Source organism: Rhizobacter sp. P2_D12 (assembly GCF_056404395.1).
The window spans coordinates 31559-45181 of sequence record NZ_JBFUEB010000049.1 but is presented as its reverse complement, the minus strand read 5'-3'; the positions used below and the strand labels follow the sequence as shown (position 1 = coordinate 45181).

At 69.8% G+C, this 13623-nt stretch carries 11 protein-coding genes; all 11 read right to left on the bottom strand.

Annotated features, from left to right (window positions below):
• Nucleotides 1-65 precede the first annotated feature (65 nt).
• The 11 genes from AC1DYN_RS17350 to AC1DYN_RS17300 all read right to left on the bottom strand — a co-directional run bounded on the left by AC1DYN_RS17350 (nt 66) and on the right by AC1DYN_RS17300 (nt 13575).
• Nucleotides 66-977, bottom strand: coding sequence for a glycosyltransferase family 2 protein (locus tag AC1DYN_RS17350; protein ID WP_477961729.1), 912 nt, complete (start codon nt 975-977; stop codon nt 66-68).
• Between the two features lie 85 nt (nt 978-1062).
• On the bottom strand, nt 1063-2418 hold the full coding sequence (locus tag AC1DYN_RS17345) for a right-handed parallel beta-helix repeat-containing protein (protein WP_477961727.1): 1356 nt from the start codon (nt 2416-2418) through the stop codon (nt 1063-1065).
• Nucleotides 2372-3160 carry a YdcF family protein gene (locus AC1DYN_RS17340; protein WP_477961725.1) on the bottom strand — a complete coding sequence of 263 codons (789 nt, stop codon included), beginning with the start codon at nt 3158-3160 and terminating at the stop codon, nt 2372-2374. Before AC1DYN_RS17340 ends, AC1DYN_RS17345 begins: the two co-directional genes overlap by 47 nt.
• Nucleotides 3161-3200: 40 nt before the next feature.
• The gene (locus AC1DYN_RS17335; RefSeq protein ID WP_477961723.1) at nt 3201-4049 is read right to left on the bottom strand and encodes an XrtA system polysaccharide deacetylase; all 849 of its coding nucleotides are present in this window, start codon (nt 4047-4049) and stop codon (nt 3201-3203) included.
• 4 nt (nt 4050-4053) lie between these two features.
• Nucleotides 4054-6195, bottom strand: a complete 2142-nt coding sequence (locus AC1DYN_RS17330) for an XrtA/PEP-CTERM system-associated ATPase (RefSeq protein ID WP_477961721.1) — start codon at nt 6193-6195, stop codon at nt 4054-4056.
• 2 nt (nt 6196-6197) lie between these two features.
• Nucleotides 6198-7787 (bottom strand): TIGR03016 family PEP-CTERM system-associated outer membrane protein, encoded by a 1590-nt coding sequence (locus AC1DYN_RS17325; protein WP_477961719.1) that lies wholly within the window; start codon nt 7785-7787, stop codon nt 6198-6200.
• A gap of 5 nt (nt 7788-7792) precedes the next feature.
• Nucleotides 7793-8764: an XrtA-associated tyrosine autokinase gene (locus tag AC1DYN_RS17320; RefSeq protein WP_477961717.1), complete on the bottom strand. Its 972-nt coding sequence runs from the start codon at nt 8762-8764 to the stop codon at nt 7793-7795.
• Between the two features lie 22 nt (nt 8765-8786).
• The gene (locus AC1DYN_RS17315; RefSeq protein ID WP_477961715.1) at nt 8787-10346 is read right to left on the bottom strand and encodes an XrtA system polysaccharide chain length determinant; all 1560 of its coding nucleotides are present in this window, start codon (nt 10344-10346) and stop codon (nt 8787-8789) included.
• Between the two features lie 112 nt (nt 10347-10458).
• Nucleotides 10459-11076: an XrtA/PEP-CTERM system exopolysaccharide export protein gene (locus AC1DYN_RS17310; RefSeq protein ID WP_477961713.1), complete on the bottom strand. Its 618-nt coding sequence runs from the start codon at nt 11074-11076 to the stop codon at nt 10459-10461.
• Nucleotides 11077-11111: 35 nt separating this feature from the next.
• Complete coding sequence (locus AC1DYN_RS17305) at nt 11112-12488, bottom strand: TIGR03013 family XrtA/PEP-CTERM system glycosyltransferase (protein WP_477961711.1); 1377 nt, start codon at nt 12486-12488, stop codon at nt 11112-11114.
• 559 nt (nt 12489-13047) lie between these two features.
• A complete protein-coding gene (locus AC1DYN_RS17300) occupies nt 13048-13575 on the bottom strand; it encodes an REP-associated tyrosine transposase (RefSeq protein ID WP_477961709.1) in 528 nt (175 codons plus the stop codon).
• Nucleotides 13576-13623: the final 48 nt, after the last annotated feature.

The window sequence follows — 13623 nt, the reverse complement described above, 5'->3', positions numbered from 1 at the left end:
GGGCTACCCAGTGTTCGTAGCCCGGATGCCAATCCGGGGCCCGGCTGCCGGCCCGTGCAGGGTCGTCAGTCGCGGCCCCGCCCCAACAGCTGCAACACTGCCACCTTGGCCACCTGCTTGGCGGCCAGCATCGACGGCACGTAGCGCCACGACTCGACGGCCCGCGCCCGCGCTTCCGGCAGCCGCCGGGCCACCGTCAGGTCGAGTGCGTAGCTGTACGCCGCCGTCGCCCTCGCGATGCGCAGCTCGGCCGCATGGCGCGCCGCCAGCGCCGGGTGCAGCTTCTCGAACTTGTCGAACACGCGCAGCCGGTTGCCGGTGTTGATGCGCCCGCTCAGCGAATCGGGCGTCTTGGTGACCAGGATCAGCGGTTCGGCGACCAGGCGCACGCCGGCGACCGCCGCCACGCGCAAGGTCATGTCCACGTCTTCGCCGGTTGCCAGGGACTCGTCGTAGCCGCCCACCACGTCGATCACCTTGCGCCGGATGCACAGGTTCGGGCCGAGGTAGTGGGTGAACAGCACGGGCAGCGGCAGCAGCCCGCCGGAGGCCACCGCCTGCATGTTGGAGACGCCGAGCCGCCGCCCGGCCGGATCGACGCTGCGGCGCTCGGCCGTGACCGCACCACAGGCCGGATCGTCGGCCAGCGCCCGCACCGCCCGCTCGAGCCACTCGGGCTCCCACTGGTCATCGGAGTCGAGCAGCGCGACGACCTCGCCGCGCGCCTCGCGCAAGCCGAGGTTGCGCGCACTGGAGACGCCGCCATTGGGCTTGCGCAGGTAGCGAACCGGTGCCGGCAGGGCCTGCACCACCTCGGCCGTGTTGTCGGTGGACCCATCGTCCACGACCAGGATCTCAAACGCGGGCAGCGTCTGCGCCAACACGCTGCCGACGGCGCGCAGCACGTCGGCCGAGCGGTTGTAGGTCGGGATGACGACGGACACGGTCAAGCGGCCGGTGCGGGGATCTTCTTGCATGGTGTGTCCGCGCGATCGCGCTGCTGCCCTGGGAAATCGATTCTGGTCGTTGCCGGCCCGCCGTCCCATCCCATGCTTCGGGGGGCTACGGACACGGCGCCCGCGCGCCCACCACCGGCCGCGGCGGGCAGCCGGCCCGCGCCGGTTCGGCCACCAGCCGCAGGTCCCATGCCGCGCCACCGGGCTTCGGCACCAGCGACGCGGTGTCGACGAACAAGCCCTCGGCCGACGGCAGCACCACGCTGTGCCGGTCCAGGCCCGTCGCCTCGCGCCAGCGCTCCAGCCCGACGTTCTCGACCCGCTTGTCGTGCCATGCGAACAGGCCCGGCGCCGCGCTGCGCATCGCATACACGTTGCGGTCGATCACCAGCGTGCGCGGATCGCTCATCGCGTCCGACGTGATGCGGATGAACGGCAGCTTCGATCCGCCGACGATCAGGTTGTTGGTGATCGCCACGTCGGTCCCGCCCTGGTGGATCTCCGACTCGTTCGACACCAGCACCGACCCGTGCGTCAGCAGCCCGGTGTTCCAGCAGGTGTTGTTGTGGATGCGCGCCCGCCACGACGACGACGTCGCCAGGCACGCCCACCCCACCTCGCTGATCACGTTGTCGCGGATCACGCCGTCGTAGGTCTCGTAGGGCCCGTCCACCAGCCGGTCCTCATCGGTCTCCTGCCCCAGCATGATCGCGTTCGACCAGGTGCGCTCGACGCGGTTGAACTCGAACACCGTGTTCCTCGCGTTGCCCTTCGCATAGAGGCCGATCGACGGGATGTCGTGCACGTGGTTGAAAGCCACCCGCGTGCGGTCCGCGCCGACGATGTCGACGCCTTGCGCGTTGTCGCCGATCTTCGCGTTCGGATGGTGGATGCGGTTGTGCAGGATCTCGACGTCGTCCGCCGTGCGCACCAGCTTCACCACGTCGACACGCGAGCAGCACAGGTCGTTGTTGACCAGGCGCACGCGCGGCGTGTCGATCTTGACCGCATAGCCGTCTTCCTGCCCCTCGGCGCTGCCGCGCACCTCCAGCCCCTGCACCTCCCAGTACATCGCCTGGCACAGCGTACCCTTCGGCGCGTCTTCGTCGCAGGTGCGGTGGTAGAAGTAGATCGCCGGGCCGCGGCCCGTGCCCTGGATCACCGCATGCTCCTTCGCGTACGGACGCAGCGTGATCCATGCGTCGGCGCTGCCCGGGTTGCGGATGATCGCGCCGTCGTAGGTGCCGGCCCGCAGCTCGATGACGTCGCCGGGTTTCACGCGCTGCACCGCGGCGTCCAGTGTGCGCAGCGGCGCCTGCAGCGTGCCGACCGCGCGGTCGGTGCCGTCGGGCGACACGACGAAGCTGCGCGGCTGCCCCTGCGCCTGCACGACCGCCGCGCCGGCGACCAGCGCGCTACAACCAACCGCGAAGCGAATACATCGCCAGGCCGAGCCACTCATGCAGCACCTCCTCGAGCGCACCGGGCGCCTCGTTGCTGGGCACGAAATGCTGCCACTTCAGCGCCGTGTCGGCGCGGAAATCGCAGGGATACGGCAGCACGTCCAACCCGACGCCGCGCGCCGCGGCCACCGAACGCGGCATGTGGATGGCGCTCGTCAACAGCAGCACCCGGCCCTGCGCACGCAGGCCGAACTGGCGCTCGCTGAACAGCATGTTCTCGTGGGTGTTGACCGATCCCGCCTCGACGCCGATGCGCTCGGCCGGCACGCCCAGCCGCCGCGCCGCCGAGGCCATGTGCTGCGCCACCGAGTCCGATCCGTCCGGCAAGGGTGCCCCGGTGAACATCAGCCGCCCGCCGAAGCGCTGGAACAGCTCGACGGCAGTCTCGGTGCGCTCCCAGCTCGGTGCGCCCATCACCACGGTGTAGCCGCTTCCGGTCTTGCGGAACCAGCCGGCCGTCAGCACCAGCATGCGCGGCCCGTCCGCGCCCGGCAAGGCCTTGATCTGCGCGTCGGTCGGCACCGGCCACCAGGCCTCCAACCGCGCGAGCAATGCGTTGGCGGTGGCCGGGATCGACACCAGGTAGACGCCGACGAACAGGACCGCGAGCGCATGCCGCCAGCGGTGCAGGCGCCCTTCGCGTGCGCGGTACGCCCGCACGCCGGCCCAGGCCAGCCCGACCAGCACATACAGCGGCATCGCCAGCAGCAGATGCACCAGATCGGTCAGGACGGAACGCATCGCATCCTTCGTAGCCCGGATGCCAATCCGGGTTCGTGCCTCAGCGCGAGATGTTGAACACGCGATCCATCCGCCCCCAGCGGAAATCCCCCAGCAACCGTGCCAGCCGGTCCTCGGTGCGGTGCAGGTTCACGTAGTGCCGGAAGCGCGTCTTCAGGCCCGGCCCCGGCACGCGCGGCTGCTGCGGGTCGATTTCCCACGGGTGCATGTAGAAGATCGCCGGCGCCTGCTCGTCGCGGTTGAAGCGGTCGATGGCCCAGCGCGACACGCCGTACGGCGCGAAGCGGAAGTACCCGCCCCCGCCCGCCGGCAGGTTGCGCCCGAGCGCGCGCACCGTCGTGATCGGCAGCTCGGTCAGCCCGTCGCGCACCGCGTACGGGAAACGCGGCGCGTCCGGCATCCCGTAGTGGTCGTGCTGCACCGGGTAGACGCTGGAGCTGTAGGCATAGCCCGCTTCCTTCAGCACGTCGAAGGCCCACAGGTTGTCCTTGCCGATCGAGAAGCTCGGCGCCCGGTAGCCGATCACCGGCAGGCCGGCGATGTCTTCCAGGATCTTCTTCGCGCTGACCACGTCGTGCGAGAACGCCTCGCGCGACAGCTCGCTCGCGCGCTGGTGCCCGTAGCCGTGGCTCGCCAGCTCGTGCCCCGCGTCGACGATGCGGCGCACCACCTGCGGGTGGCGCTCGGCGATCCAGCCGAGCGTGAAGAACGTGGCCTTCGCGCCGCTGTCGGCGAAGCGCTGCAGCAGCCGGTCGACATTCGCCTCGACGCGGCAGGGGATCGAATCCCAGCGGTCGCGCGCGATGAAGGGCGCCAGCGCCGAGACCTGGAAGTAGTCCTCGACGTCGACGGTCAGGGCGTTGGTGATGGTCTTGGGGTCAGGGGTCATGGCTTCAGCGCACCGATTCGGCGGCGCGCGCGGTGGACACGCGCATCGACGCCGGCAGCCAGCTGCGCAGGTGCTTGGCGATGCGGCTGGCGGTGCCGCCGTCCCAGTACTCGGGCACGTCGACGCGTGCCGAATCGGTCAGCAGGATCTCGCGCACCGCCTTCAGCGCCTGCTCGACGCTGCGGCCGACGACGATGCTCGACGCATCGGCCGTCGGCGCGATGCTCTGGTCGTTGCCGAGCGTGATGCTGCGCACGCCCAGCGTGACGGCCTCCTCGACCAGCTCGCCCTCGCTGCCGGCGATCAGGCAGCGCGCCTGCTGCAACAGCCCGATCTCTTCCAGGTAGCCCTGGGCCGGCATCACGACCACGCCCGAATCGGCCAGCCGCGCTTCCTGCCCGGTGGACTTCAGCGCCACCAGCGCGTCCTCGCGCAGCGGCCACACCAGCGGCAGCTCGCGGCCCAGCGTGCACAGCATCGGCAGCAGCTCGTCCAGCGCCTTCGGCTGCAGCGCGAGGCTCACCAACCCGAAGCCGCGCGGGTCGTTCAGCACCACCGGCGACAGCTTGGCGCGCGCAAAGGATTCGAGCGGCGGCACCGCGTGCGGCAGCCCGAAATGCAGCAGGTTGGCGGCCAGGCTGCCCACGCAGTGCACCCGGTCCGACGGGATGCCCTCGCGGTACAGCGTGTAGTAGGTCAGCAGCTTGTTCGTGTACAGCGCATCGGCCACGCGGTCGATCAGCACGCCGTTCATCTCGGCGCTGGGGCTGCCGCCGCCGTTGCGCTGGCCGGCGTCGAGCCGCAGGACCGGCACGCCGCGCTTGTGCGCGAGCAGCGTGCACATCAGCACCGCATCCGACTTGCCGACCGCCAGCACCGCGCTCGGCATGAACTCGGCCAGCACCTCGTCGAAGCGCGTCAGCGCCGCGGCCGAGCCGTGTGCCACGCTGACCGCACCGTTCGTTCCGATCCCCAGGTGGATCTCCATCTTCGGCAGCGGCAGCACCGCGGCACCGGCCGGGCCGATCGCCAGGCCTTCTTCGGTGCCGGGCTGCACCGCCATCACCGGCGGCAGGTCGCCGTACTCTTCGAGCACGCGCGACAGCGCGCCCACCTTCAGGAAATCGGTGCGCGTGTCGACCACGCACAGCAGCGGGCGCTGCAGCTTGCCGCCGCTGCGCGAGCGCTGCACCACGCCCATGCCGCCCAGGCCGACCTCGGCGCCGATGTCCAGCACCGGCACGTTCGGGTTGGGCGGGATGCTCACGTCCGGCCGCGCGCCGGCGCCGGGCTGCGCCACCGCCGACACCAGCATCGGCACGTCGGCCAGCTCGCCGATCTCGCTGCGCAGCTCGCCGGCGGTCTGCTCCACCGTCTCGGCCGCGATCGCATCCTTGCCCGACAGGAAGGCCGCCAGGAAGAGGCGGTTGCACAAGCGGTTGATGCGGCGCGGCACGCCGCCGGTCCAGCGGTGGATCGCGTCGAACGAATCGTCGCTGAACGACGGCGAATCCTGCCAGCCCACGCGGTGCAGCCGGTGCTCGATGTAGGCGCGCGTCTCGGTCTGGTCGAGCGGGCCCAGGTGGCACGACGCGATCACGCGCTGGCGCAGCTGCTCCATCGACTTCGATTGCAGCAGCGTGCGCAGCTCGGGCTGGCCGATCAGGAAGCTCTGCAGCAGGGCATGGTTGCCGAGCTGGAAGTTCGACAGCATGCGCAGCTCTTCGACCGCCTCGTGCTTCAGGTTCTGCGCCTCGTCGACGATCAGCAGCGCGCGCCGGCCCTTGGCCGCCAGCGCGGTCAGGAAGCCTTCCAGGCTCGCGATCAGGTGCGCCTTCGACGCGCCGCCGGTCGGCACGCCGTAGGCGGTCAGGATGGCGCGCAGCAGGTCGCCCGATTCGAGCTGGGTGCTGACCACCTGCGCGGCCACCACCTTCTCGGCATCCAGCCCTTCGAGCAGCGTGCGCACGAGCGTGGTCTTGCCGGCACCGATCTCGCCGGTGACGACGATGAAGCCCTCGCCCTGGTGCACGCCGAACTTGAGGTAAGCCAGCGCATTGCTGTGGCCGCGGCTGTCGAAATAGAACGCCGGGTCCGGGTTCAGCTGGAAGGGCGGGCCACTGAGGCCGAAGTGCGACTCGTACATGATCAGAATTTGTAGCGCAGGCCGGCGTAGATCGCCGTCTCGCCTTCGAGGTCGATCGACGTCAGCGTGGTGCTGTTGGATTTGACGGTCAGCCGGCGCGCGCCGATGGTGGCCGTGGTGTGCGGCGACAGCGTGCGCGAGCCCTCGACGCGCAGCGAATACTGCGTGGTGTAGCGGCCCAGGTTGGCGCCGCCCAGGCCTTCGATGCGCGAGCCGTCACCGATGAGGCTCAGCATGGTCAGCGGTCCCAGCCGGTAGTCCCAGCCCAGCGAGGCTGACTTCTGCTGCGTGTCGTAGGCCGGGTCGGGCGGGATGGCCTGGCCGTCCATCTGCAGCGCCTGCTGCTTCAGGTAGCCGAGCTGCATGTAGATGCGGTTGCGCCGGCCCTGCAGCGCGGCCTGGAAGCCCACGCTCTCGCGCAACTGCGCCACCACCGAGTACAGCGCTGCCGGATTGATGCCGCCGCCCACCGGCACCGGCGAGGCACTGCCGGGCGGCAGCGCGCCGTTGTTGTCGGGAATGCCCTGGCTCGAGACCGTGCGGCTGGCCTGCAGCCCGATCGTCGTGACCGCCGAACTGTGGGCATAGACCACGTCCCAGCCGGTGCCGAAATAGCGGTGCTCCACCGTCACGCGCAGGTTGGTCCGCTCGTCGGGCCGCCAGGTCACGCGCCCGCCGTACAGCGTTTCGGTCGGCGTGTCGGCCAGCAGCGAGGTCTGCTCGCCGCCACCTTCCACGCCCAGCACCACCTGCGGGTCGGGCTGCCAGTTCAGCCACAGCCGCGCTTCGCGCGTGCTCAGCGTCTGGCCTTCGATGAGGTCGTCGCTCTCGTCGTGCGCCCGCACCTCCAGCTGCATCCCCAGGCTGCGCGGCTGCCGCTCGAACGTCAGCACCTTGTCCAGGCCCTTGGTGGTGTGCTTCTGCTTGGTCAGGTAGTCGGTGATGCGCGCCTCGGTGTAGTCGACCCGGGCCAGCATCGAATCGAGCTCTTTGAAGCGGTGCAGGATGTAGGGGCTCAGCCCGAAGCGGCGGCGCGGCTCCAGCTTGTACGAGGTGGCCGCTTCCGGCCGCGTGGCGTACGGGTCGTCGAAGGTCGGATCGACCCGGTACCAGGCGTCGAAGTAGGCCCAGTTCTCGACCACCTTCGAGGCCATGTCGACGCGGGCCCGCGGCAGCAGGCGCGACGCCTGGCTGTTCTCCAGGTAGGCCAGGCCGCTGACGGACGCATTGCCGCTCAGCGTGATGCGCGGGCCGCGGCGCTCGAAGAGGATCGACGGCTGCACCTCGAGCACGGTATCGCTCTGCTTGATGCCGAGGTCGGGCGTCGCGTTGTTGGTGTGCACCAGGCGCGAATCGACGGCCAGCTGGATGCGGGTGGCCGGCGGCGGACCGAGCGGGGCCGACGCGGCGGCGGCGGCCGGCGGCGCCGAGATGCTGCCGAAGGGACCGGTGCCGGCGGGCGCCGGCATGCCGGCCGGCGGCGGTGCGGTGTACTGTGCAAAGGCGCTGGCGACCAGGCAGCCGAGCATCGGCATGGCAAGCAGCGCCCGTGCCGGGCCGCTGTGGCGAAGGGTCCGTCGGCTGGCGTGCACGTCGTTCAGGTCCGGCGGTATTGCGGGTAGCGCTCGTAGCCGGCCGTAGCGCGCTGGCCGGCCGCCTTGTTCAGCACGCACCACACGGTCTCGCAGGCCTCGATGTCGGCGAAGGCGCGCGCCACCGAGCTCTGCGCGGTCTTCTGCGCCTGCACCACCATCAGCACCTGGCCCATGCGGGCGGCCAGCACGCGCGATTCGCTGGTGGCCAGCAGCGGCGGGCCGTCGAAGATCACGATGCGGTCGGGATAGCGCTCGGCCAGGTCGGCCAGCAGCCGTTCCATCGCGGCACTGGCCAGCAGCTCGGTCGACTTGTCGGTCGGCCGGCCGGCCGGCAGCAGCGACAGCTTCGGCACGTTGGTGCGCATCAGCACCTCGGACAGGTCGAGCGACGGCTTGGTCAGCACGTCCAGCATGCCCAGTTCGGCCTCGACGCCCAGGCGCGACATCACCGACGGCCGCACCACGTCGGCGTCGACCAGCAGCACCGAGTGGTCGACCTCCATCGCGATGCTCATCGCCAGGTTGATCGCGTTGTAGGTCTTGCCTTCGCCCGGCAGCGCGCTGGTCACGAAGATCAGGTTGCCGCCGGTCTTGCCGGCCTCGCGCGCGGCCTGCGCATGCTCGATGATCGGGCGCTTGACGGCGCGCAGTTCCTCGGCCAGGCCCATGCGCGGGTCGATCGGCGACAGGTAGCCTTCGGACGCGAGGCGCACCAGGTCGATCTGCACCTCGCGCGAACGCTGGTGGCTCGGCGCGCGCGGCGCCTTCGGCGGCGCGACGGTGCGCGGTGCGAGCTCGATGCCCTCGGGCGTGGCGGGTGCCGGCGTCGCCGGGCCGACCGGCATGCGGCCCAGCGGCAGCGTGGCGCCGCCCAGTGCGGCGTCGCTGCCCGGCGCGGGGTTCCAGCCCGGCACGTCGATGCCGGCGCGTCGCAGTTCCTCGAGGCGGCGGGTGGCTTGTTCGATGATGCTCATGGTGGGGCTGCGGCCTGCTTGTTCAGTGGGGTTGGATGCCGCCGGCCAGCAACGCGATCCAGGTCGCGTTGATCGCCAGGAAGACCGCCATCGCGCCGGTGAGCCGCATCAGGTCGAAGYGTTGCGCGCGCTCGGCGGCGCGCGACAGGTGACGCGACACGCTGCCCAGCACCGGGCGCTTGGCGAAGGCCTGCAGCGCTTCCTGCGTGTCGAAGGTCGGGTAGAGCTTGCCCATGGCGAAGGCGGCGGCGCCGCCGGCGGCCAGCGCCGCGAGCATCGCGACGATGGCCAGCGCGGTGCGGTCCGGGAAGGCGGCCCGGCCGGGCACGCGCGGCGGCTCGACCAGGCGGTACTCGGCCATGCTCTTCGACTGGTCGATCTTCAGGCCCAGCGACGCGGCTTCGCGGCGCGAGACCAGCATGTCGTACTGCTTGCGCATGATGTCGTAGTCGCGGTTCAGCTGGGCCAGCTCGGCCTCGGTCTGCGGCACGCGGCTGGCGGTGGACTTGATCTGGTCCAGGCGCTCCTGCTGGCCGCCGAGCTGGCTGCGCAGCGACGCCACGTTGGCCTCGGCCTCGGCCAGCGCGATGCGCAGGCGCTGGTACACCGGGTTGGTGGACGACGTCACGCGGCCGCCGCTCTTGGCCGCGGCCTTCGCGCGCTCGGCCTCCTGCTGGCGCTTCTGGCCTTCCAGCTGGGCGATCATGCGGCGCGCCGCGACCACGTCGGGGTGCTCGTCGGTGTAGCGGCGCAGCAGGTCGTCGAGCGAGCGGCGCTGCGCATCCAGGCGCGAATCGATCTCGGTCTGCATCGCCATCGGCACCGCCGGCGCCGGGGCGTCGGCGGCAATGTTGGGTTCTTCGCTCGACAGCTCGCGCTTCAGCGCGTCGCGCGACTGCTCGGCCGCGGCCAGCGACATGCGCAGCTTGCCGACCTCGTCGCTCAGCACCGACATGCGGGCGAAGTAGTCCTGGCCCGACACGCCGGAGACGCCGAAGTTGCGCAGCTTGAAGTCCTTGACGCGGTTCTCGGCCTCGACCAGCTTGACCTCGTAGCCCTTGATCTGCTCGTCGATGAAGCGGCTCGCATCCTGCGAATCGCGCTGCTTGGAGTCGTTGCCGGAGTCGATGAACAGGTTCACCAGCCCGTCGACGACGGCCTTGGCGCGGTTCGGGTCGCCGTCGCGGTAGCTGATCAGGTAGAGGTTGCCGCCGCTGTGCTCGATCTTGATGCGCGAGCTCAGGCGGTCGATGGCCTGCTCGCGCTTGACGTCGGTCAGCGTGCCCAGGCCGACGCCGGGGTCGCCCATCAGGCGCTCGATGTTGGGGCGCGACAGCAGGGTCTTGGCGAGCATGCGCACCTGCTGGTCGAGGTCGGGCTGGAAAGCCAGGCCGGCCATCAGCGGCTTCAGCACCGACTGGGTGTCGACGAACAGCTTGGCGGTGGCTTCGTAGCGATTGGGGATCACCCACACCATCAGCGCCAGCACGACGGCGGTGGCCCAGGCGACGGCCACGGCCAACCAGCGGCGCTGCCAGATCGTGCGCAGCACGATCGAGATCTGACGGGTCAACTCATTCATCTTGAAGCTTCTGGATGGGTCGACGCCTACAGGTCGACCGGCTCAACAGGGACCGCCGCCTCGCCACATCACTGCATCGCGTGGGGTCGGCGGCAGCGGGCTGGCACCGGGTTCAGAACCAGCTCTGCGGAACGATGATCACGTCGCCGGGCTTGACGTCGACGTTGGCCGAGATGTCGCCGCGCTTGATCAGGTCCTTCAGCCGCACGCTGTACTGCTTGCCCTGCTCGGTGCCGCGCACCAGCACGGCGGCATTGCCGTCGGCGAACTCGGTCAGGCCGCCGGCCTGGATCATCACGTCCAGCAGCGTCATGTTCTGGCGGTACGGCACCGACTGCGGGCGGGTGGCCTCGCCGATGATGCGGATCTGCTCGGAGAACGAACCCTGGAAGTTGTTGACGACCACGGTGACGACCGGATCGCGGATGTACTTGCCGAGCTTGGCCTCGATGTCGCGTGCCAGGTCGGCCGGGCTGCGGCCGGCGGCCAGCACGTCCTCGACCAGCGGGGTCGAGATGCGGCCGTCCGGGCGCACGGTGACGGTGGACGACAGGTCGGCATTGCGCCAGACGACGATGTTGACGGTGTCCAGCGCACCGATCAGGTAGCGGTGGTCCGGCGTCTCGGCGACCTTCGGGGCCGGCGGCAGGCCGCTCAGGCTGCCGCAGGCCGACACAACGAGGGCCGTCACGACCGGCCCGATCCATCCCAACACACGCTTGACGTTCATTCTGGATTTCCCTTTTGTTTGGACAGGCCGCAAGCTCAGTGTGCGCCTTCGCGGAAGAGCACGACGCTGACGGTCTCGATGAGGACCAGCATGTCCAGCATCAGCGAGTTGTTCTTGACGTAGTACAGGTCGAACTGGTGCTTGCGGCGCGCGTCGTCGACCGAGGCGCCGTAGCTGTAGCGCACCTGGGCCCAGCCGGTGACGCCCGGCTTGATGCTGTGGCGCACGTCGTAGAACGGAATCTGTTCCTTCAGCTGCTTGACGAAGCTCGGGCGCTCGGGGCGCGGGCCGACCATGCTCATCTCGCCGCGCAGCACCGACAGCAGCTGCGGCAGCTCGTCGATGCGGGTCTTGCGCATGAAGGCGCCGACGCGGGTGACGCGCGAGTCGTTCTTGGTGGCCCAGACGGCCACGCCGTCCTTCTCGGCATCGGTGCGCATGCTGCGGAACTTCATGCACATGAAGATCTTGCCGCCCAGGCCGACGCGTTCCTGCTTGTAGATGATCGGGCCGCGGCCTTCGAGGCGGATGGCCAGCACGGCCAGCAGCATCACCGGCGAGGCGATCAGCAGCAGGAAGGCGGAGCTCGCGACGTCGAACGCGCGCTTGAGCACCTTGCGAACGCGGCCTTGCACGAAGCCCTGGCCATAGACCAGCCAGCTGGCCTTCAGGCTGTCGATCGGCACCTCGGACTTGGCGCGCTCGTAGAAGCCGGCCAGGTCGACGATGGGCACGCCGCGGATGCGGCAGGCGAGCAGCTGGTCCATCGGGACGCTGCCGCCGCGCTGTTCGCGCACGGCGACGATGACTTCGTCGATGTGGTGGTCGCGCACGATGTCCTCGATGGACAGGTCGCGCGAGAAGACGCGGTGGCCCCGCAGGCTCTCAGCCTGTGCGGAATCCGCCTCGGTCGGGAAGAAGCCGACCACGTTGCGCTGCAGGCGCTTCATCGTCAGCAGGTCGCTCGCGACGCCCTGGGCATCGGCGCCGTTGCCGACGATCAGCACCTTGGGCACGGTGGCCATGCGGCTCATCAGGTACATGGCGCTGCGCACCAGCACCAGGCCGACCACCAGGTACAGCACGGCCGAGGTCATGATCTGCACGGCATAGCCGCCGTTGGCGATGCTGTCGAGGACCAGGTAGGTGACGTAGGCGCCGACGGCCAGCACGCACAGCGTGCGGCGCAGCATCGCGGCGAAGCCGATCGGGGTCGGGCGGTACAGGCCGGCGAAGGCGTACAGCAGCGACATCACGCCGGCGAAGCCGCTGGCGAACAGGAACAGGTGCGGCACCGTCAGGCCGGCCTGGGTGCCCGAGGTGCCGGGCAGGATGTGGACCGACGAGGCGGCCAGCACGATGGCGAAGAAGCACAGCAGACCGTCCGCGATCATCCCGAAGAGGGTTGCCACGGAAACATGTAACTGGAACACCTTCAGCATGTTGCTCATCCTTCAGAACTGCATCCCGGAAAGGCCGCCGATCGCTTCGGCGTGCTGCGTCGGGACATCAGCAGATGGCGCGGATTGTTAATTTTTGTCGTCGTCTCCCCCATCCTCTAAACGGGGGCCTACCCCCGTGGTTGAGGGGGTGGATGTGATCCGGGCACCGGGGGCGCGCGCAAMGGCGCGKGCGGGSAGGCTGGGGCGCGCCGGATGGGRCGGTCGCCGCGCCGGGGGCGCGTCGAYTSCCCTGCGCTGGCTGCTTTCAGGGCCCGTCGCCGAAACTCCCGCCGCTCGCTGCGCTCGCTGTGGTCAAACAGTCGGCGACAAGTCAGTCCACGAAGCGTGCTGGCGCACGCGGTCCCTGAAATCAGCCAGCTCCGGCGCCCCATCCTGATCGGCGCACCCCAGCCTCCCCGCCCACGCCGTTGCCGAACCGGCGGTGCCCTGCGGAAAGCTTCGTAGCCCGGATGCCAATCCGGGATTCCATGGCCTGTTCTCCGGGACAGTCCCCGGATTGGCATCCGGGCTACGGCTCCCCGGCGCTGTCGATGAGATCTGCGGCGAGGCCCCAACCGCGCGGATACACGCCGCGATCGACGTAGCGCGGGAACGACGAGTGGGCCCAGTCGGCGGCCTGCTGGACCAGCCCGTGCTTCACCGGGTTGAAGTGGATGTAGTCGATGTGCCGTGCAACGTCACCGTCATCGCGCAGCGTGTGTTCCCAGTAGCGTGGTTGCCACAGTGCGCAATTGCCCCTTGCATCCCGGGCCACTGGTTCCCCGGCGTGTCGCACCGCCCGGCTGAACCGCGCCTTGATCGCCTGCCATCGCGCGGGGTACCCGGCATCGTCTGCCGGCAAGGTCCAGATGCAATGCAGGTGCTCGGGCAGGACGACGATGGCGTCGATCGTGAACGGGCGCTCGCGGCGCACCTGGCGCAGCGCGTTCTTGAGCAGGTCGATGTGGCGGACGAGGGCGTCCGAGCGGCGATCGCGCAGCGTCAGGGTGAAGAAGTAGCTGGCACCCGGGACCCGGTTGCGGCGGTAAAGAACCATGGCGTGTGTTCGATCCCGGATTGGCATCCGGGCTACGCATGAGTAGCC